This window comes from Streptomyces sp. NPDC018610, assembly GCF_044391765.1.
Classification (GTDB): Bacteria; Actinomycetota; Actinomycetes; order Streptomycetales; family Streptomycetaceae; genus Streptomyces.
In genome coordinates, this window is record NZ_JBISAL010000008.1 from 232,930 (window position 1) to 253,513 (window position 20,584).

Below are 20,584 nucleotides of genomic sequence, written 5' to 3' on the forward strand. Positions count from 1 at the left end.
GGGTCACGCCGGGCCGGCGGGTTCGGCCGCAGGTGCCCGGACCGGTGACGGAGGCAGCGGAAGGGGCAGTCCCGGGAGGCCGTCCAGGCTGGTGGCCACGTGCTCCTTCTTCGTGAAGTAGTCGCTCAGCGAGGCGTCGTCCTCGCGCGCGAAGCGCCTGCCGTGCAGGTCGCGATCCTCCTCGTACGTCATGAAGGGCACCGCGTAGCCGCAGGTGTCGCGGATCAGCTCGGCGTGGACGACGATGACCGCGCGCAGCCCGTGCGCGGTGTGGTCGATGTCGGGGAAGCGGGCGAGGAGTTCGGTGAAGCGCGGGTCGTCGCGGAAGACCGGCTCTCCGCGCCCGTGGACGCGCACGATGTCGGGCGGGCCCTGGAAGGCGCACCACATCAGGGTGATCCGGCCGTTCTCGCGCAGGTGCGCGATGGTCTCGGCGTTCGAGCCGGCGAAGTCGAGATAGGCCACGGTCAGCTCGTCGAGCACCGCGAAGGAGCCCTTGAGGCCCTTGGGGGAGAGGTTGACCGTGCCGTCGCCGGACAGGGGAGCGGTCGCGGTGAAGAAGAGGGGCTGCTCCTCGATGAACGTACGCAGCCTGCCGTCAATGCGCTCATAGGTCTTTCCCATGTCCGACGATTATCCGGTGAGTTCTTTCGACTGTCTAAGGAATTGCGGGTTGTCTCGCCTGCCGGGCACTCCCCGGGGTGCATTGACGAATCATGCAGTCCAATGCATACTCATGCATGTCGGGGGGCGCGCCGTGGAGGAGGAGCACCGCGTCCTGACCCGTACGGATCCCTCCCACGCATCAGCCCGACGGCCGCCTCCCCGCCCCGCACGGCGGGGAGGCGGCCGTACAGAGACAACTCTCCGAGGAGCAACGCAAGTGAGCAGCAACAGCGGTGACGTACGGCTCTGGGGCGGCCGCTTCGCCGACGGCCCCGCCGAGGCCCTGGCGAAGCTGTCCGCGTCCGTCCACTTCGACTGGCGGCTCGCGCCCTACGACATCGCCGGCTCACGCGCCCACGCACGTGTGCTGCACACGGCGGGCCTGCTCACCGAGGACGAGCTGACCCGGATGATCGCCGGCCTGGACCAGCTCGAAGCCGACGTCGCCGCCGGCGAGTTCACGGGCACCATCGCCGACGAGGACGTGCACACCGCCCTGGAGCGCGGCCTGCTCGAACGCCTCGGCCCCGACCTGGGCGGCAAGCTGCGCGCCGGCCGCTCCCGCAACGACCAGATCGCCACCCTCTTCCGCATGTACCTGCGCGACCACGCCCGGATCGTCGGGGGCCTGATCGCCGACCTCCAGGACGCGCTGACCGGCCTCGCCGAGGCCCACCCGGACGTGGCGATGCCCGGCCGCACCCACCTCCAGCACGCCCAGCCCGTCCTGTTCGCCCACCACGTCCTCGCCCACGTCCAGTCCCTGTCCCGGGACGCCGAGCGGCTGCGCCAGTGGGACGAGCGGACCGCCGTGTCGCCGTACGGCTCCGGGGCGCTGGCCGGCTCCTCCCTCGGCCTGGACCCCGAGGCGGTCGCCCGCGACCTCGGCTTCGAGCACGGCAGCGTCGGCAACTCCATCGACGGCACGGCCTCCCGCGACTTCGTCGCCGAGTTCGCCTTCATCACCGCGATGATCGGCGTCAACCTCTCCCGGATCGCCGAGGAGGTCATCATCTGGAACACGAAGGAGTTCTCCTTCGTGACCCTGCACGACGCCTTCTCCACCGGCTCCTCGATCATGCCGCAGAAGAAGAACCCGGACATCGCGGAACTGGCGCGCGGCAAGTCCGGCCGCCTGATCGGCAACCTAACCGGACTGATGGCCACCCTCAAGGCTCTCCCGCTCGCCTACAACCGCGACCTCCAGGAGGACAAGGAGCCGGTCTTCGACTCCATCGACCAGCTGGAGGTCCTGCTGCCCGCCTTCACCGGCATGATGGCCACCCTCACCGTGCACCGCGAGCGGATGGAGGAGCTGGCCCCGGCCGGCTTCTCGCTCGCCACCGACATCGCCGAGTGGCTGGTCAAGCAGGGCGTGCCGTTCCGCGTCGCGCACGAGGTCGCCGGCGAGTGCGTCAAGGCCGCCGAGGCCGAGGGCAAGGAGCTCGACGAGCTGAGCGACGAGCAGTTCGCGAAGATCTCCGCGCACCTCACCCCCGAGGTGCGCACCGTCCTCAACGTCCCCGGCGCCCTCGCCTCCCGCAACGCGCGCGGCGGCACCGCCCCGAGCGCGGTCGCCGTCCAGCTCGCCGAGGTCAAGGCGGACGTGGCGGCGCAGCACGAGTGGGCGGACGCCAGGAAGTAGCCGTCCCCGTCCGGGACCGGATCACTCCCACCGCGCGGGGCGTCGCGGGTTACGTTGGTCGGCAGCCGCAAGGAACCGACCGAACGGAGCCCGCGATGCCCTTCGCCAGGCTGGCCACCGCCACCACCCCCACCTGCCACCTCGGCCTCGGTCTCGCGGCGGTCGGACGCCCCGGCTACATCAACCTCGGCCGGGACCGAGACCTGCCCGCCGACCGCACCGTGGACGCCCTGCGCGCCCGGACCCACGAACTGCTGGACGCCGCCTACGCCCAGGGCGTCCGCTACCTCGACGCCGCCCGCTCCTACGGGCGCTCCGAGGAGTTCCTCGCCGACTGGCTGCGCGCCCGACCCGAGATCGACGACGTGGTGATCGGCAGCAAGTGGGGCTACACCTACACCGCCGACTGGCGCACCGACGCCGACCGGCACGAGGTCAAGGACCACGGCCCCGCCACCTACGAACGGCAGCGGGCCGAGAGCGCCGCACTGCTCGGCGACCGACTCGACCTCTACCAGATCCACTCGGTCACCCCGGACAGTGCGGCCCTCACCGACAAGGACCTGCACGCCCGGCTCGCCGATGCCGCCGCCCACGGCCTCACCATCGGCTTCTCCACCAGCGGCCCCGCCCAGGCCGACGCCGTCCGCGCCGCCCTCGACGTGACCGTCGACGGCTCCCCCCTCTTCCGCACCGTCCAGTCGACGTACAACGCCCTGGAGACCTCCGCCGGCCCCGCCCTCGCCGAGGCCCACGACGCCGGACTCACGGTGATCGTCAAGGAGGGCATGGCGAACGGGCGGCTGGCCGGGCCGGACGCTCCCGAGGCGCTGCGCGCCGTGGCCCGGGAGACCGGTCTGGGCTGCGACGCGGTCGCCCTCGCCCTGATCCTGCGCCGCCCCTGGGCGGGCGTCGTCCTGTCCGGCGCGGCCACCGTCGACCAGCTCGCCTCCAACCTGCACGCCGCCGCGGTCGACCTCGACGACGAGCAGGCGGCCCGCCTCGACGCCCTGGCCGAGGAACCGCACGCCTACTGGGAGCGGCGCGGCCGGCTGCCCTGGCACTGACCCATCCGGCTGGGCGCCGCACTGTGAGACGCACACGCTCCGGATGAGACATTCACGTCTCACATGGGTTACTCTTGTCTCATGGCTGTCGATCGTGACCACGTGCTGCGCACCGCCGCGGCCCTGCTGACCCGCAAGTCCACCGCGACGATGGACGAGGTCGCCAAGGCGGCCGGGATCAGCCGGGCCACGCTGCACCGGCACTTCGCCGGGCGCGACGCGCTCGTCCGGGCGCTGGAGGCGCTGGGCATCGCGGAGTGCGAGGCCGCGCTGGACGCCGCCCGGCCGCACGAGGGACCGGCGCGCGACGCCGTGCACCGGCTCGTCCGCGAGATCGAGCCCGCGGCCGGCCTGCTGGCCTTCCTCTACACCGAGAACCAGCTGTTCGAGGGCGAGGAGCAGAACGCGGGCTGGGCGCGGATCGACGAGCGGATCGAGGCCCTGTTCCGGCGCGGACAGCACGGCGGCGAGTTCCGCATCGACCTCACCCCCGCCTGGCTGACCGAGGCGCTGTACGGCCTGATGGCCTCCGGCGCCTGGGCCGTGAGCGAGGGCCGCGTGGCGGCCAAGGACTTCACCTACATGATCGTCGAGCTGCTGCTCGGCGGCGCACTACGGAGAGAGGAACCATGACCAGCACCCTGCGGCCGGCGTACGCGGCGGAGACGGAGAGGCGTCCGGGCCGCTGGCTCGCGCTCTGCGTCCTCGTCCTCGCCGTGCTGCTGGTGGCCGTCGACGCGACCGTCCTCGGTCTCGCGACCCCTTACATCAGCGAGGACCTGAAGCCTTCCGGCACCCAACTGCTGTGGATAGGCGACGTCTACTCGTTCGTCATCGCCGGTCTGCTCGTCTCCATGGGCAGCCTCGGCGACCGCATCGGCCGCAAGCGCATCCTGCTCGTCGGCTCCGCGGCGTTCGGGGCGCTGTCCGTGCTCAACGCCTACGCGACCACGCCCGAGATGATGATCGCGGCCCGGGCCCTGCTCGGCGTCGCCGGCGCGACCCTGATGCCCGCCACCCTGGCCCTGATCCGCAACCTCTTCCACGACCCGCGCGAGCGCAGCCTCGCCGTCGGCATCTGGGGCGCCACCGCCTCCGCGGGCATGGCGGTCGGCCCGATCGCCGGCGGATTCCTGCTGGAGCACTTCTGGTGGGGCTCGGTCTTCCTCATCAACCTGCCCGTCATGGCGGTGCTGGTCCTGGTCGGCGTCCGGCTGCTGCCCGAGTCCCGCGACCCGGACCCGGGCCCGTGGGACCTCACGAGCGTCCTGCTCTCGCTGGTCGGCGTGATCGGCGTGGTCTACGCGATCAAGGAGGCGGCCGCGCACGGCTTCACCTGGGCCGTCCTCGGCACCGGGCTGCTGGGCGCCGCCGCGCTGTACCGGTTCGTCCACCGCCAGCTGACCCTGCCCGCACCGCTGCTGGACGTCCGGCTCTTCCGTGACCGGGGCTTCAGCGGCGCGGTCCTCGCCGATCTGCTGACCGTCCTCGGCATGTCCGGACTGGTGTTCTTCCTGTCCCAGTTCCTGCAACTGGTGCAGGGCAGGCACCCGTTCGAGGCGGGTCTGGCCGAACTGCCCGCCGCCGTCGGCGCGGTCGCGGCCGGTCTGGTGGCCGGCCGGGCGGCCCGCCGGTTCTCGGTACGGGCCGTCGTCTCCGGCGGTCTGGCCGCCGTGGGCGTCGCCCTGGCCGCGCTGACCACGCTCAGTGCCTCGACCGGCTATCCGCTGCTGGGCACGGCCCTGCTGGTGGTCGGCGTGGGCGCCGGCTTCTCGTTCACGGTGACCGCCGACGTGATCCTCGCCGGCGTCCCCAAGGAGCAGGCGGGCGCGGCCTCGGCGGTCTCCGAGACGGCGTACGAGCTCGGCGCGGCCCTCGGCATCGCCCTGCTCGGCTCGATCGTGACCGCCGCCTACCGCGGCTTCACCGGCCCGGCCGGCACCCCGTCCCAGGCGCACGAGTCACTGGGCGGCGCGGTGCAGGCGGCCCAGGGGCTCCCGGCCCGTACGGCCGAGGAGATGCTCACCGCGGCCCAGGACGCCTTCGTCCACGGCCTTCACCTGGCCTCGGGCGCGGGTGCGGCGGTCCTGCTGGCGGCGGCGGGAGCGGCCTGGGTCCTGCTGAAGGGACAGAGGCTGTGAGAATCCCCCTGTGCGGAACGCCCCCGAAGGGGCGCGGGGCGGTATCGGCATGGGTCTTCGCCGCGTGGGCGCGACCAGCCACGGGAGACCCGCACCCAGGTGCCGTCCCGAACGCGAACGGCGCCCGGGTGCGGAACCGCCGGAGGCCTACGCGGCCTTCGCCTTGGTGGCGTACATGTCCACGTACTCCTGACCGGACAGGTGCATGACCTCGGCCATCACGGAGTCCGTCACCGCCCGCAGCACGTACCGGTCGCGGTCCATGCCCTCGTAGCGGGAGAACTCCATCGGCTCGCCGAAGCGCACGGTGACCTTGCCCGGCCGGGGCAGGCCCGCGCCGCCCGGCTGGAGCTTGTCGGTGCCGATCATGGCGAACGGGACGACGGGGGCGCCGGTCATCAGGGTGAGCCGGGCGATGCCGGTGCGACCGCGGTACAGGCGGCCGTCGGGGGAGCGGGTGCCCTCGGGGTAGATGCCGAAGATCTTGTTCTCCTCCAGGATCCGGCGCCCGGTCATCAGCGCCGCCACCCCGCCCCGGCCGCCGTCGCGGTCGACCGGGATCATCCCGACTCCGGTGAAGAACCAGGCCATCAGCCGGCCCTTGAAGCCCTTGCCGGTGACGTACTCGTCCTTGCCGATGAAGAAGACCTGGCGGTCGCAGACCAGCGGAAGGATCATCGAGTCGATGAACGTCAGGTGGTTGCCCGCCAGGATGACCGGGCCGTCGCCGGGGATCCGCTCCGCGCCCTCCACCTGTGGGCGGAACATCAGGCGCATGATCGGACCGAGCACTGCCTTGATGAGCGCGAAGCGGGACAACGGGCCCTCCGGTGTCAAGGGATTGTCTGAGGATCTGTATGAGTCTGTGCAGGTGAGGACGATACTCGTGGCCGGGCCCCGAATGCACATCGGGCTCACCACCTCTTACGTACTGTTGACATACGTTTACCTGCGTCAAGGGCCCGACGCACCCCGGTGACCGGCAGGTGACGATGTGACGCAGGTCGCGCCCTTCACGGCGCCGGCGCCGGGCCCCGCCGGGCACGGCACCGGCCGGACGGGGCCGGGGCGGGCCCCTGAACGCGGCTTCCCCCCGGGCCGCCGCTCATGCCGACGCACCGTCACCCGGCCTCTCCCGTACGACATCCGGTGTCACCTCCGTGTTCGGCACGCGGTCTCCCGCACGTCATTCGTACGCACCTACGATCGCGCTCACGGACCACACGAGAGCAGGAGGCGGTCATGGGGACGCTGCGGCCGGACGAGCTGGGCGGCACACCGGAGTCCGACGAGCGGGGCGCGACGCACGGGCCCGGCGGGCCGGGGCGCGGCACCGGACGCCGGGCGTTGCTGGGAGCGGCGGTGCTCGGCGCCGGCGGAGCGGTCCTCGGGCTGCCCGGCGCGGCCGCGGCGGCGCAGGGCGGCGGCGCGGGACGTCACCGCGGCGGCCTCGCGAGCCTGCCGGCGCCCACGGTCATCGGCCACCGGGGCGCGAGCGGCTACCGCCCCGAGCACACCTTCGGCTCCTACGAGCTGGCCCTCGACCTCGGCGCGCACGTCGTCGAGGCGGGCGACCTGGTGCCCACCAGGGACGGCCACCTGGTGTGCCGGCACGAGCCGGAGATCGGCGGCACCACGGACGTCGCCGACCACCCCGAGTTCGCCGGCCGCAGGACCACCAAGACCCTCGACGGGGTGCCCACCACCGGCTGGTTCACCGAGGACTTCACCCTCGCCGAACTGAAACGGCTGCGCGCGGTCGAACGCATCCCGGCCAACCGCCCGCACAACACGCTCTTCGACGGCCGCTGGGGGATCCCCACCTTCGAGGAGGTCCTGAAGTGGCAGGACGAACAGACCCGCAGGCGCGGCCGGCAGGTCTGGATCTACCCCGAGACCAAGCACCCCACCTACTTCCGCGCGCTCGGGCTCGGCCTGGAGGAGCGGGTCGCGAAGCTGCTGCGCGAGCACGGCAAGGACCGCAGGGACTCGCCGGTCATCCTGCAGTCCTTCGAGCCCACCAGCATCCAGCGGCTGAACCGGCTCGTGGACAACCCGCTCGTCGTACTGCTGTCCGACGCCGGCTCCCGCCCCTACGACTTCGTCGCCACGGGAGACCCGCGCACCGTCGCCGACCTCATCACCCCCGAGGGCCTCAAGGAGATCGCCTCCTACGCCCAGGGCATCGGCCCGACCCTCGACCTGATCGTCCCCAAGGACGCGGGCGGCGACCTCACCGCGCCGAGCGCCCTGGTCCGCGACGCCCACGCGGCAGGCCTGATCCTGCACCCCTACACCGTCCGCCCGGAGAACCCCTTCCTGCCGCCGAAGCTGCGCAAGGGCGCCGCCAAGGACGCCTACGGAGACGTCTTCAGCCTCTACCGGGCCTACTTCGAGACCGGCATCGACGGCCTCTTCACCGACACCGCCGACCTCGGACTGCTCGCCCGTGAGGACTTCCTGAACCACCGGTCCTGAAGCACGGAACCTGAACTACAGGACCTGAACCGCTGGTCCTGAACTTGAGGGCCTGAACTTCAGGGCCTGAACCGTCGGCCCTGAATTGTGAGCCCTGACCCACAGGTCCTGAATCACCGGTCCGTCAACCGCTGACCCGACCCGCCCCCGTCCCGGTGAACCGCCCCCGCCGCGGCAACCCCCGCCGGGGGCGGCCGCGTCGTGCCGCATATGACGCACGAGATGCTCACCGCCCTGCGCCCCCTGCTCCTGGCCGAGGTCTCGGCGGAGGCACATGCCGCCGGAACCGAGCCGGGCGATCTGGAGCAGGCCGTCTGGCTGCGGCTCCTGGAGCGCCTGGAGGCGGACGGCCCGCCGCACGACCCGCAGGGCTGGCTGCGCAAGGCCGTCCGCTCCGAGGCCCGTCGCACCCGACGCACCCTCAGCATCGAACGTCCCTACGACCGGGAGCCCGCCGACGACGGCGAACGCGGGCCCGAGCAGCTCGCCCTGGCCGGCGCCCGCGAGCGCGCCCTGCGCGAGGCGGTGCGCAGGCTGCCCGGCCGCTGCCCCCGGCTGCTGGAGGCGCTGCTGTCGCCGCGGGACCTCACCTACCGGGAGATCGCCGGGGAGTTGGGTATCTCACAGGGCAGTCTCGGGCCGGAACGCTCCAGATGTCTGGGATGTCTGCGGCGTTTGCTGGCGCCGGAGGTTGCGGCCCGCGAAGCGCGGGGATAGGTGTGGGGGACGACAGGTGATCAGGTGAGCGGGAGGCGTGCGCACATGGGCATGAGCGTGACCATCTCTGCGGCGACCGAGCAGGACGCGGAGCAGATCTTCAGGCTGCAGTACCTCTGCTTCCAGAGTGAGGCCGCGCTGTACGGCAACTACCGCATCGATCCGCTCGTGCAGAGCCTGGACTCCGTCCGCCGGGAGGTCGCCGGGGACTGCGTCTTCGTGGCCCGGCTCGGCGAGGAGGTGGTCGGCTCGGTGCGGGGCCGTGTGACCGAGGACGGCGCCGCCGCCATCGGCAAGCTCTGCGTCCACCCCCGTCTCCAGGGCCACGGCATCGGCGCCCGGCTGCTGCGCGCGGCCGAGACCGCGCTGGCCGACGAGCGCGGCGCGACCAGGTTCCGCCTGTTCACCGGCCACCGCAGCGAGGGCAGCCTGCGGCTGTACCGGCGCGTGGGCTACCAGGCGGTGGGCACCTCGCAGGGCGAGGACGGCGTACCGCAGATCATCCTGGAGAAGCCGGCCGGGACGTACGTGGCGACCGCCTGACGCGGCATCGGGAGGACCGCCCGGCGCGGAGGCGTACGGGGCCGGCGCTCCGAGGGCGGGTGACGGCGGCTCAGCCGGCCGCCGGCGCCTGCTCGCGCGTCCGGCGCAGCCAGTACAGCGCCGACAGCGGCAGCAGCACCGGGATGAAGAGGTACTCCATGCCGTAGTCCGACCACACGGTCGAGTCCGCGAACGCGGACGGCTCGACCAGCGTCCAGGTCCCGACCCCCAGCACGCCCACCAGTTCGGCGGCGCAGCACACCAGCGCCGCCTTGCGGGCCGTCTCCCCGCCGCGCACCAGCGAGTACGTGATGAAGCCGTAGACCACGCCCGCCACCGCCGACAGCGAGTACGCGAGCGGCGCCCGGCCGAAGTCGGTGGCGATCTGGTAGACCGAGCGCGACACCGCGCCGACGACCATCACGCCGTACAGCCACACGAGCAGGGTGCCCGGCCCGCTGATGAGCCGGTTGCGGTCGCCCGCGGGCTTCTCCTCGACGGCGGTCATCTCAGCCTCCCCAGATGTCATAGAGCCGCACCTCCAGAACGGCCAGGACGACACCGCCGGCCGCGACCGTCACCGAACCCCAGCGCGTGCGCTCGCCCAGCGACATGAACCCGGCCGCCGGGACGCAGGCGAAGGCGCCCAGAAGATACGCCACGAAGATGGTCGTCCCCTGGTCCGGCTTCTCGCCCCGCGCCAGCGCCACGATCCCGATCACCAGCTGGATCAGGGCCAGCAGCGAGACCACGGCCATGCCGATGAAGTGCCAGTCCTTCGTCGGCTGGTCACGGTAGGCCGCCCAGCCGCACCAGGCGGCGAGCAGCAGCGCGGCGACACCGGTCACCAGCGTCAGGGCAGAAAGCATGCTGCCGACCCTATTACGGCCCGGACCCCACCCGGCTCCCGGCCCGGGGGTCGGGGAGCGGCCCCGACCGCCCGCCGCGCCGGGCCTCGCCGTGGGGCGTTCCCCGGCCGAACCGGCGGGCCCCCTCCCGGCCGGTCGTGCCCACCGGGGTCGCGGGCGGCGGAACGCGTCGGTCCGGCCGACCGGGGGCGAGTGGCCGGTCGGCGGCGGGGACGGGTGGCCGGTCGGTGCCGTGGTGTTGGCCACACCCGGCCCGGCGCCGTCGCCGTCCCCGTCCGCCGGCCGGGTGCCCCGTGTGCCGTCCGTGCTGGTCACCGCCGCGTGGACCCGGCGCCCGTCCCGACGGCGGGCCGCGTCCATGGGCGTCCACTATCCGGACAGCGGTGTCCTGTCAGCGGCCCGGGTCTGGTTTACTGACCGCATGACCACGACGAGCTGCCGCATCCCTGCGACCGAGGCGACGATGACGCCCGGTGCTCGTTGTATGTGTCCTACGCGTCGAATGTGCGCCTTCTAGAGGGCCCCCGCACCACCTGAGCCTCGCGCCCCGAAGCGAGAGCCCGCTCGTCCCCGCGTCCGGTCCGCCCGGCCTGCGCGCGGCCGAGCCCACCCCGCCGCCCGAACCGGCGCGGGGACGCCCCCGGCGCGCACGTTCCTCCTTCCGCCCCCGGCTCATCCACGGGAAGCGCGTCGCGCGACGGCCGCACCCGACCATGAACGCCGTGCCCGGCGCCCACGACGCGCCGTGCACTCGACAGTGACGGAAACCCACGTGATCACCACATCGGGCCTCACCAAGGTCTACCGCTCGCGCGGCCGCGAGGTCACCGCCCTCGACGGCGTCGACCTGCACGTACGCGAAGGCGAGGTGTACGGCGTCATCGGCCAGTCCGGCGCCGGCAAGTCCTCGCTCATCCGCTGCGTCAACCTGCTGGAGCGGCCCACCTCCGGCACGGTCACCGTCGCCGGACAGGACCTCACCGCGCTCGCCGGCCGCGGACCGCGCGCCGGCAAGGAGCTGCGGCAGGCGCGCAGCCGGATCGGCATGGTCTTCCAGCACTTCAACCTGCTGTCCTCGCGCACCGTCAAGGACAACGTCGAGCTGCCCCTGGAGATCCTCGGCAAGTCGGGGAAGGAACGTTCCCGCAAGGCGCTCGAACTGCTCGACCTCGTCGGTCTGGCCGACAAGGCCGGCGCCTACCCCGCCCAGCTCTCCGGCGGCCAGAAGCAGCGCGTCGGCATCGCCCGCGCCCTGGCCGGCGACCCCAAGGTGCTGCTCTCCGACGAGGCCACCAGCGCCCTCGACCCGGAGACCACCCGCTCCATCCTCCAGCTGCTGCGGGACCTCAACCGGCAGCTCGGACTGACCGTCCTGCTCATCACGCACGAGATGGACGTCGTGAAGTCGATCTGCGACTCCGCGGCGCTCATGGAGAGGGGCCGCGTCGTGGAATCCGGCACCGTCAGCGAACTCCTCGCCACCCCCGGCTCCCAGCTGGCCGCCGCGCTCTTCCCGGTCGGCGGCGACGCCACCGGCGAGGACCGCACGGTCGTCGACGTCACCTTCCACGGCGACGCCGCCACCCAGCCCGTCGTCTCCCAGCTGGCCCGTACCTACAACATCGACATATCGATCCTCGGCGCGGCCATCGACACCGTCGGCGGCCTCCAGGTCGGCCGGATGCGCATCGAACTGCCCGGCCGCTACGAGGACAACGTCGTGCCCATCGGCTTCCTGCGCGAGCAGGGCCTGCAGATCGACGTCGTGGACCACGCCGTGAACGCCCCCGCGGACCAGTCCCCGCTGGTGAAGGAAGGTGCCAAGTGAGCTGGTCCGAGATGCAGCCGCTGCTGTCCCAGGCATGTTGGGACACCCTCTACATGGTCGGCTGGTCCACCCTCGTCGCGGTCGTCGCCGGGCTTCCGCTCGGCGTCCTGCTGGTCCTCACCGACCGCGGCGGCCTGCTGCAGAACGTCCTCGCCAACAAGGTCCTCGGGCAGCTGGTGAACATCGCCCGCTCGATGCCGTTCATCATCCTGATGGTCGCCCTGATGAGCTTCACCCGCTGGGTGACGGGCACCACGATCGGCCGGGACGCCGCCATCGTGCCGCTGGCCATCGGCGCCATCCCGTTCTTCGCGCGCCTGGTCGAGACGGCCGTGCGCGAGGTCGACGGCGGACTCGTCGAGGCCGTGCAGGCGATGGGCGGCAACACCTGGACCGTCGTGCGCAAGGTCCTCGTCCCCGAGTCCCTGCCCTCGCTGATCGCCGGCACCACCACCACGATCGTCGCCCTCATCGGCTACTCCGCCATGGCCGGCACGGTCGGCGCGGGCGGCCTCGGCGACATCGCCATCCGCTACGGCTACCAGCGCTTCGAGACCCAGCTGATGTGGATCACCGTGGCGATCCTCGCCGTGGTCATCTCCCTCATCCAGTTCGCCGGCGACTTCGCGGCCCGCGCCCTGCACCGGCGCGGCGGCCATCGCGGCCCCGCCCCGAAGCTGCGACTGCTCAAGGCCAAGGAGCCCGCGGCCGCCGACGCGGTCCGGGCGGGCGCCGCCTCCGCGGACGCCACTCCCGCGGACGCCACCCCGGCCGAGGCGAGCAAGGTCGCCTGAGGCTCCCTCCGCCGCGACACCACGACGCCCCCGACTCCCCGTCCACCCGAGACGGGGCCGCACCACCCCTAGGAAAGGCACTTTTCGTGCGTAACACCGCCAAGATCACCACCGCCGTCCTGGCTGCCGGAGCCCTCACCTTCGGGCTCTCCGCCTGCGGCGGGTCCGACTCCGACTCCGGCAAGGCCGACCCGAACGCCACGCTGACGGTCGCCGCCACGCCCACCCCGCAGGGCGAGATCCTCACCTACGTGAAGGACCACCTGGCCAAGAAGGCCGGCCTCAAGCTGGAGGTCAAGGAGTTCACCGACTACGTGACCCCCAACACGGCCGTCCAGCAGGGCCAGGTCGACGCCAACTACTTCCAGCACAAGCCGTACCTCGACGACTTCAACAAGAAGAACGGCACGGACATCGTGCCGGTGCCCGGCGGCACCGTGCACCTGGAGCCGCTCGGCGTCTACTCCAAGAGCCTCAAGAAGCTCACGGACCTCAAGAAGGGCGACACCGTCGCCCTGCCCAACGACACCACCAACGAGGCCCGCGCGCTGAAGCTGCTGGAGGCCAACGGCGTCATCGAGCTGAAGTCGGGCGCCGGTTACGACGCCACCCCCAAGGACGTCACCGGCAACCCCAAGGACCTCAAGTTCAAGGAGCTGGAGGCGGCCCAGCTGCCCCGCTCGCTCGGTGACGTCGACGCCGCGGTGATCAACGGCAACTACGCCCTGGAGGCCAAGCTCAGCCCGGCCAAGGACGCCCTGGCCGCCGAGTCCGCCCAGGGCAACCCGTACGCCAACTTCCTCGCCGTGAAGAAGGGCAACGAGAAGGACCCGCGCGTCGTGAAGCTCGCCAAGCTGCTCACCTCGCCCGAGGTGAAGAAGTTCATCGAGGACAAGTACGACGGCGCGGTCGTGCCCGCGTTCTGATCCGCCCGCGCCGCCGCGCCCGCTGACGCGCGCCCACGCGGCACCACGCCCGGGGTCCTCCCATGCCGTCCGACCGGCGGGGGAGGACCCCGTGGTGCGTCCGGCCGCCGCGATACTGCATGCTGGACAGTTCAGCAGCCCTGACGGTATTTCCGAAGGTTACGGAGCGGCGCATGACGAGCACCTTCCCCAACATCTCCATCAGCACGGAGCGGTTGGTGCTGCGTCCCCTCGACGAGGACGACGTCGCGGCCCTGACCGAGATGATGAACGACGAACAGGTCGCGGCCTGGACCGACGTCCCCCAGCCCTTCACCGAGGAGGGCGCCCGCACCTGGATCACCGAGTACGCCCCGGCCGAACGCGCGGCGGGCCGCGGCCTCGGCCTCGCGGTCACCGAGTTCCTCACCCAGCGCCTGGTCGGCATCGTCCAGCTCACCCGGACCGACTGGCACATACGGTCGACCGAGCTGTCGTACGTCATAGCCCCCTGGGCCCGCGGCGAGGGCTACGCCTCCGAGGCCGCCCTGGCCACCGCTCAATGGCTCTTCGGCGACCAGAGGTTCGAGCGGATCGAACTGCGCACCGCCGCCGGCAACACCGCCTCCCAGCAGGTCGCGCAGAAGATCGGCTGCATCAGCGAGGGCGTCCTGCGCAACGCCTGCATAGCCCATGTGCGGGCGGAGGACGGCGCCTGGACCGACGTGCGCACCGACTTCATCGTGTGGAGCCTGCTGCCCGAGGACCTCGACGGCGCCGCCGAGGAACTCGCCGACGCGAACGGATTCACCTCCTTCGCCGACTGGAACTGACGGCACGGACCGTCCGGCGGCCGGGCCCCGCCGCGCGTCCCGCGCCCGCACCGGGTAATCTCACGGAGCCCGGCAGTGGGCGCCCGCCACCCTGACGACCTGCTACATCCCTGGAGACTGACGACGATGGCCGACCGGGTCACGGTGATCGGCTGGGACGGTTCGCCGCTGACCGACGCGGCGCGCGGCGCACTGGGCGCCGCCACCCTCGTCGCGGGCGCGGCCCACCACCTGGCGCTGCCCGAGGTGCCCCCCACCGCCGAGCGCATCCGCCTCGGCAGCGTCGCCCTCGCCGCCCGCCGCATCGCCGGCCACCGGGGCACCGCCGTGGTGCTCGCCGACGGCGACCCCGGCTTCTTCGGCGTCGTACGCACCCTGCGCGCACCCGAGTTCGGCCTGGAGGTCGAGGTCGTCCCCGCGGTCTCCTCGGTGGCCGCCGCCTTCGCCCGCGCCGGCATGCCCTGGGACGACGCCCAGGTGGTCGTCGCGCACAAACGCACCCTGCGCCGCGCCGTGAACGTGTGCCGCGCCCACACCAAGGTCGCCGTACTGACCGCGCCCGGCGCCGGACCGGCCGAACTGGGACTGCTCCTCGACGGCGTCCACCGCACCTTCGTCATCTGCGAGGAACTCGGCACCGACCGCGAACAGGTCACCGTCGTCACCTCCGACAAGGCCGCCGACCACACCTGGCGCGACCCCAACGTCGTCATCGTCGTCGGCGGCAGGCCCGGCGCCGCCGAGGACGGCGGCTGGATCGCCGGACGCGACCCGGCCGCCGGACCGCGCGGCTGGACCCAGCCCGCCGAGGCCTACGGCGGCGGACTCGGCGAGGGGGAGACGGACCTGCTCCGTGCCGCCCAACTCGCCCGCCTGGGCCCGCGCGTCGGCGACCTCGTGTGGGACATCGGCTGCGGCAGCGGCGCGTTCACCGCCGAGGCCGCCCGCGCCGGAGCCGCCGTCATCGCCGTCGACCGCGACCCGCGGGCCTGCGCCCGCACGGAGAGCGCCGTACGCCGCTTCGGCGTGCAGGCTCACGTGGTGCACGGCGCCGCCCCGCACGTCCTGGAGAACCTGCCGGAACCGGACGTCGTCCGCGTCGGCGGCGGGGGAGCGGCCGTGGTCGACGCGGTCGCCGACCGGCGTCCGCAGCGCATCGTCACGCACGCCGCCACCCGCGACGCGGCCGAACTCGTCGGCCGTGAACTCACCGAGCACGGCTACCGCGTCGAGTGCGCCCTGGTGCAGTCCGTCGAACTCGACACCCGCGCCTGGACGGAGACGGAGCGGAGCGTCGCGTTCCTGCTCACCGGGGAACTCCCGCGCGGCGAAGCCGCTCGCTGACCGGCCGCGGGGAGGGCCGCCGGACCCCGCCCCGTGATCGGTTTGTCGTACCGCGCGCGGTAGGCTGGCCGATCGTTGTACCGCACTGGGTGGCCCGGAGCTTCGTTCGTCAATGTCCGGAAAACCCGCCCGTTTTGCGGTGGGTGTGGTACGGCAGAACCGGAGGACGCGCAACGTGGCGCAGTCCACAGCGGGCCGTGGCAGATCACGCTGTCGCGGCGGCCGAACGACCGCGACAATGCCACTCAATGGCTTTGTCGCCTTTTTTGGGCGCGTCGTTCGTGCCGCTGGGCACGGACGCTCGTTCTTCACTGCGGGACGGTCGGTGCGCCGCTCCCGGTGAGCTGGTCGTAGGAGCACTAACCGATGGGCGAGGGGTACGCATGACCGACACCGGCCAGATCCCGGGCGAGGGGCTGCCGGAGAGCGCAGGCATGGTGGAGCAGCCGGGCGTCCCCGCGCACGGCGTGTACACCTACCTCTCCGAGTCTCCCGCAGAGGACCAAGACCTGCTGCTCCCGGGCTCCCACGGCGCATGGGGCAACGAAGTGCCCCCGCCCGCCCCGGAGCCGGTCGTCGAGGCCGTCCACCAGCCCGGCCCGCACGAGCTGTCGGGCCGCGACAGCGGCTCCGTCGACGTGAGCGGCGTCCTGCACCCCGATCCGATGGGCGGCCCCGTCGCGCCGGCGGCGGCCTCCCCGCGCCGTCCGCTGCACCTCGGCCCGCCGATCCCCGACGCCTCCGCGAGCCCGGTGCGCTCCCTGGCCGACCGCGGCCCCGCGGACGCGCCGGTCAGGCCCTCGGGGCCGCCGGCCGGCGGCCCCGAGTACCTCGACGCCGCGCAGGCGCGCGAGGCGGCCCCGCAGGCCGCCGCCCCCTGGGGCCCGCAGGCCGCGCAGCCGGACGTGACGGCTCCGGTGGCCGCCGCGGAGACGGCCGCCCCGGCCGGCGCGGAGCCCGTGGACGCGGCCCAGGCCGCCGTGGCCCGCCTCACCGCCCAGGCGGGCGCCCCCGCCCCCGCCGTCGCGTACGCCCAGGAGGCCGCCGCCCCGGCTCCGTACGAGCAGACCGACGAGCAGGCCGACGCACCGGCCGACCACCAGCCGGAAGCCGCTCGGCAGCCGCTCGCGGACGAGACGCCCGAGGGCGGCTCCGCGCCCGAGGGCGCGGACGCCCCCGTGACCGGCCCGGCACCGCAGACCGCCCCCGCCGCCCCCGCCGGCCGGGCGCCCGAGGCGGCGCTCGTGCCCGAGGCGGCGCTCGTGCCCGAGGCCCAGCCCGCCGGTGACCCCGCCGAGACCGCGCCCGCCGCGGCGCCCGCACCCGAGGCCGCGGAAGCGGCGGGCCTCGCCGCCCCGGAGGCAGCACCGGTCCCGGAGGCCGCGCCCGAGGCCGTCCAGGCCCCGGAGACGGCCACCGCCGAGGCCGCCCACGGTCCGCAGGCCGCGCCCGCCCCGGGCACCGCCCAGGGGCCGGAGGACGTCCAGGCGCCCCAGGCCGCCGCCGAGGTCGCGCGGGAGGCCCAGGTTCCGGAGGCGGCGGCCGCCGAAGACGTTCAGGCCACGGACGGCGTGCGGACCGCGGCCGAGACCCAGCCCACGGAGGACGTTCAGGCCGCGGGCGACGCCCAGGCCGCGGAGGGCGTCCAGACCGCCGTGGGTGTCGAGGCCCCGGAGGATCCGTCCGCGGTCGACACGGCCGGGGCTCCCGAGGCCGGACAGGCGGCCGCAGCCGTCGCGGCGCCCGTTCCCGCCCCCGCCCCTGCCGCGGACCAGGTCGCCCAGCCTGACGAGACCCCCGCCCAGGCGCAGAGCGCCCCCGCCGAGCGGGCCCCCGCAGCCGGCCAGGTCCCCGCGCCCGAGGAGGACCCCGCCCCCGAGGCGGCCGCCCTGCCCCAGCAGGCCGGCGCTGCCCCGCGGATCACCGAGGCCTCGCAGACCACCGAGACCCCGCAGCCGCTCGAAGAGGCTCCCGCGCCCGCCGTCGAAGCCGCCGAGCAGGAGGCGTCGGCCGCCACGGCACCCGAGGCCGCCCCCGCCGCGGACCCCGAGGCCGCCCTCACCCCGCGCCCCGAGGCCGTCGACGCCGCACCGCAGCCCGAGGCCACCCCCGCACCGGAGGCGACGGCCACCGGCCCCGTCGCCCCCGCCGAGGCATCCGGGCAGGTCCACCCGGCGGCGCCCGCGCCGACGCAGGCCGCGGAAGCCGACCCGCAGCCTCCGGTGGCCACCCCCGCGGATCCCGCCGCCCCGCAGCCGGTCGATCCGCAGACCGCCCCCCAGGCCGCCGCGACGCCCGAGACCGCTGGCGTCCCCACCGCCGCCGCTCCCGCGGACACCGTCCCCGAGACGCCCGAGGCAGCCCCCGCCGCCGGTGCGGAGCAGCCGGCCCAGGCGCCCCGGCCGGGCGACGCCGCCCAGGAGCCGACCGCCTCGCAGGCCGCGGCCGGAACGCCGCAGCCCCAGGAGCAGCCCGCCCCCGCCGTGGACGGCGTCCAGGACGAGCGGGGCGAGGCCGCGCCCGTCGACGTCCCGGCGCACCACCGCCCCGACCTGATCGTTGGGCACTTCGTGCCGGTCGAGGGCTCCGCGCCGATCACCCCGCACCAGGCCCCGGTCCCGCAGCAGCAGCCGTCCGTCCCGTCGGCGGAGCAGCCCGCCGGGCAGGCGCACCCGGAGGTCCAGCGGCAGCCGGGTCCCGCGGCGCAGGAGGAGCCGGAGCCCCTCGTCGTCGTTCCCGCGCCCCGCGACGGCGACAGCGTGCCCGCCGCCCCCGGCGAGGAGCACGGACCCCGGGCGGTCCGGCACCCGGACGCCCCGGACACCCGGGCCGCCGACCAGGAAGAGCACCAGGAAGAGAGCACGGCCGCAGTGGCAGAAGCACGACAGTCCACCGGTCCGGCCGCGCCCGGCTACGACGAGGCCGAGCGCGAGGCCGTGCTCAAGGTGATGCGCGAGCGCCGTGACATCCGCAACGGCTTCCGCGACGACCCGATCCCGCACGAGGTGCTGCTGCGCGTCCTGGAGGCCGCCCACACCGCGCCGTCCGTGGGCCACTCCCAGCCGTGGGACTTCGTCGTCATCCGCTCCGCCGAGACCCGCCGCACCATGCACGAGCTGGCCATGCGGCAGCGCGACGCCTACGCCCGGTCGCTGCCCAAGGGCCGTGCCAAGCAGTTCAAGGCGCTGAAGATCGAGGCCATCCTCGAGACCCCGGTGAACATCGTCGTCACCGCCGACCCGACTCGCGGCGGCCGGCACACCCTCGGCCGCCACACCCAGCCGCAGATGGCGCCGTACTCCGCCGCCCTCGCCGTCGAGAACCTGTGGCTCGCCGCCCGCGCCGAGGGTCTCGGCGTCGGCTGGGTCAGCTTCTTCGACGAGCGCGAGATGGTCCGCGCCCTCGGCCTGCCCGAGCACCTGGAGGTCATCGCCTACCTGTGCGTCGGCTACGTCGACGAGTTCCCGGACGAGCCCGAGCTGATGCGGGCCGGCTGGTCCAAGCGGCGCCCGCTGTCCTGGGTCGTGCACGAGGAGACGTACGGCCGTCGCGCCCTGCCCGGCGAGGACCCGCACGACCTGCTCGCCGAGACCGTCGCCGGGATCCGGCCGCTGGACGCCAAGGCGCTCGGCGAGGCCTGGGAGCGGCAGAAGCGGATGACCAAGCCGGCCGGCGCGCTCGGCATGCTGGAGATCATCTCCGCCCAGCTGTCCGGGCTGTCCCGGCAGTGCCCGCCGCCGATCCCGGAACCCGCGGCCGTCGCGATCTTCGCCGGCGACCACGGCGTGCACGCCCAGGGCGTCACCCCGTGGCCGCAGGAGGTCACCGCGCAGATGGTGGCCAACTTCCTCGGCGGGGGAGCGGTCTGCAACGCCTTCGCCACCCAGGTCGGCGCCGAGGTCTGCGTCGTCGACGTGGGCGTCATCGCCGACCTGCCGGCCAGCCCTGGTCTGCTGCCCCGCAAGATCCGCGGCGGCACCTCCGACATGACCGCAGGCCCCGCGATGACCCGCGAGGAGGCCAAGAAGGCCATCGAGGTCGGCATCGAGACCGCCCGCGACCTGGTGGCCGCCGGCAACAAGGCGCTGCTCACCGGCGAGATGGGCATCGCCAACACCACCGCGTCCGCCGCCCTCATCTCCGTCTACACCGGCGCCGACCCCGCCGAGGTCACCGGCCGTGGCACCGGCATCAACGACGAGACGCTGGCCCGCAAGACCGAGGTGGTCCGCCGCGCCCTCGAACTGCACCAGCCGGACCCGGCCGACCCCATCGGCGTCCTCGCCGCGGTCGGCGGCTTCGAGCACGCCGCCATGGTCGGCCTGCTCCTCGGCGGCGCCTCGCTGCGTACGCCGGTGATCCTGGACGGCGTCAGCGCCGGCGCCGCCGCGCTGGTCGCCCGCGCGATCGCCCCCGAGGTCCTGGCCGCCTGCATCGCCGGCCACCGCAGCGCCGAACCCGGGCACGTCGCCGCCCTCAACAAGCTCGGCCTGCGCCCCCTGGTCGACCTCGACCTGCGCCTGGGCGAGGGCACCGGCGCGCTGCTCGCCCTGCCGCTGGTGCAGAGCACGGCGCGGGCCATGCACGAGGTGGCGACGTTCGACTCGGCGGGCGTCACCGAGAAGTAGCCGAGCCGCCGCCCGGACCGGGGGAACGCGCTCCTGCGCGCACCCCCGGCCCGGCCGTACGCTGAAGCCACGTCTAGAATCCGCACGTCAGGGCCGCTCCGGAGCCGTAGCGCCCGTCCCCACCGC

The 20,584-nt window shown here is 73.7% G+C and carries 17 protein-coding genes; 13 read left to right on the forward strand and 4 right to left on the reverse strand.

The features are described from left to right. Positions 1-3 precede the first annotated feature (3 nt). Positions 4-624, reverse strand: coding sequence for a pyridoxamine 5'-phosphate oxidase family protein (locus ACH5A8_RS21840; RefSeq protein ID WP_399004341.1), 621 nt, complete (start codon positions 622-624; stop codon positions 4-6). 259 nt (positions 625-883) lie between these two features. Here ACH5A8_RS21840 and argH point away from each other — a divergent pair, with 259 nt between their 5' ends. The 4 genes from argH (at position 884) to ACH5A8_RS21860 (ending at position 5,519) form a co-directional block, all read left to right on the forward strand. Further along, the gene (argH, locus tag ACH5A8_RS21845) at positions 884-2,311 is read left to right on the forward strand and encodes an argininosuccinate lyase (RefSeq protein ID WP_399004343.1); all 1,428 of its coding nucleotides are present in this window, start codon (positions 884-886) and stop codon (positions 2,309-2,311) included. 95 nt (positions 2,312-2,406) lie between these two features. Continuing rightward, complete coding sequence (locus ACH5A8_RS21850; RefSeq protein WP_399004345.1) at positions 2,407-3,378, forward strand: aldo/keto reductase; 972 nt, start codon at positions 2,407-2,409, stop codon at positions 3,376-3,378. Positions 3,379-3,459: 81 nt separating this feature from the next. Next, the gene (locus ACH5A8_RS21855; RefSeq protein ID WP_399004347.1) at positions 3,460-4,011 is read left to right on the forward strand and encodes a TetR/AcrR family transcriptional regulator; all 552 of its coding nucleotides are present in this window, start codon (positions 3,460-3,462) and stop codon (positions 4,009-4,011) included. Continuing rightward, complete coding sequence (locus tag ACH5A8_RS21860; protein WP_399004349.1) at positions 4,008-5,519, forward strand: MFS transporter; 1,512 nt, start codon at positions 4,008-4,010, stop codon at positions 5,517-5,519. Before ACH5A8_RS21855 ends, ACH5A8_RS21860 begins: the two co-directional genes overlap by 4 nt. A gap of 147 nt (positions 5,520-5,666) precedes the next feature. Here ACH5A8_RS21860 and ACH5A8_RS21865 read toward each other — a convergent pair whose 3' ends face one another. Next, on the reverse strand, positions 5,667-6,428 hold the full coding sequence (locus ACH5A8_RS21865) for a lysophospholipid acyltransferase family protein (protein WP_399004351.1): 762 nt from the start codon (positions 6,426-6,428) through the stop codon (positions 5,667-5,669). 333 nt (positions 6,429-6,761) lie between these two features. On the opposite strand from ACH5A8_RS21865, the gene ACH5A8_RS21870 reads away from it, so the two are divergent. The 3 genes from ACH5A8_RS21870 (at position 6,762) to ACH5A8_RS21880 (ending at position 9,257) form a co-directional block, all read left to right on the forward strand. Then, entirely contained in the window at positions 6,762-7,997 is a 1,236-nt protein-coding gene (locus ACH5A8_RS21870; RefSeq protein ID WP_399004353.1) for a glycerophosphodiester phosphodiesterase, read from the forward strand. 210 nt (positions 7,998-8,207) lie between these two features. Beyond that, positions 8,208-8,714 carry an RNA polymerase sigma factor gene (locus tag ACH5A8_RS21875; RefSeq protein ID WP_399004355.1) on the forward strand — a complete coding sequence of 169 codons (507 nt, stop codon included), beginning with the start codon at positions 8,208-8,210 and terminating at the stop codon, positions 8,712-8,714. Between the two features lie 45 nt (positions 8,715-8,759). Next, positions 8,760-9,257 carry a GNAT family N-acetyltransferase gene (locus ACH5A8_RS21880; protein WP_399004626.1) on the forward strand — a complete coding sequence of 166 codons (498 nt, stop codon included), beginning with the start codon at positions 8,760-8,762 and terminating at the stop codon, positions 9,255-9,257. A 70-nt stretch (positions 9,258-9,327) separates the two neighbouring features. On the opposite strand, the gene ACH5A8_RS21885 is transcribed toward ACH5A8_RS21880, so the two are convergent. Both ACH5A8_RS21885 and ACH5A8_RS21890 read right to left on the reverse strand, forming a co-directional pair. Continuing rightward, entirely contained in the window at positions 9,328-9,765 is a 438-nt protein-coding gene (locus ACH5A8_RS21885) for a hypothetical protein (protein WP_399004357.1), read from the reverse strand. A gap of 1 nt (position 9,766) precedes the next feature. After that, positions 9,767-10,126 carry a hypothetical protein gene (locus ACH5A8_RS21890; protein ID WP_399004359.1) on the reverse strand — a complete coding sequence of 120 codons (360 nt, stop codon included), beginning with the start codon at positions 10,124-10,126 and terminating at the stop codon, positions 9,767-9,769. Between the two features lie 772 nt (positions 10,127-10,898). Here ACH5A8_RS21890 and ACH5A8_RS21895 point away from each other — a divergent pair. From ACH5A8_RS21895 to cobT, 6 genes are all read left to right on the forward strand, one after another. Beyond that, positions 10,899-11,954, forward strand: coding sequence for a methionine ABC transporter ATP-binding protein (locus ACH5A8_RS21895; protein WP_399004361.1), 1,056 nt, complete (start codon positions 10,899-10,901; stop codon positions 11,952-11,954). Further along, positions 11,951-12,748: a methionine ABC transporter permease gene (locus tag ACH5A8_RS21900; protein ID WP_399004363.1), complete on the forward strand. Its 798-nt coding sequence runs from the start codon at positions 11,951-11,953 to the stop codon at positions 12,746-12,748. The genes ACH5A8_RS21895 and ACH5A8_RS21900 overlap by 4 nt, the downstream gene beginning before the upstream one ends. Before the next feature lie 86 nt (positions 12,749-12,834). Next, positions 12,835-13,674: a MetQ/NlpA family ABC transporter substrate-binding protein gene (locus ACH5A8_RS21905; protein WP_399004365.1), complete on the forward strand. Its 840-nt coding sequence runs from the start codon at positions 12,835-12,837 to the stop codon at positions 13,672-13,674. Positions 13,675-13,847: 173 nt separating this feature from the next. After that, entirely contained in the window at positions 13,848-14,486 is a 639-nt protein-coding gene (locus ACH5A8_RS21910) for a GNAT family N-acetyltransferase (protein ID WP_399004367.1), read from the forward strand. A gap of 126 nt (positions 14,487-14,612) precedes the next feature. Further along, positions 14,613-15,830 carry a precorrin-6y C5,15-methyltransferase (decarboxylating) subunit CbiE gene (cbiE, locus tag ACH5A8_RS21915; RefSeq protein WP_399004369.1) on the forward strand — a complete coding sequence of 406 codons (1,218 nt, stop codon included), beginning with the start codon at positions 14,613-14,615 and terminating at the stop codon, positions 15,828-15,830. Between the two features lie 383 nt (positions 15,831-16,213). Next, positions 16,214-20,458, forward strand: coding sequence for a nicotinate-nucleotide--dimethylbenzimidazole phosphoribosyltransferase (gene cobT / locus ACH5A8_RS21920; RefSeq protein WP_399004371.1), 4,245 nt, complete (start codon positions 16,214-16,216; stop codon positions 20,456-20,458). The last annotated feature ends 126 nt before the right edge of the window (positions 20,459-20,584 follow it).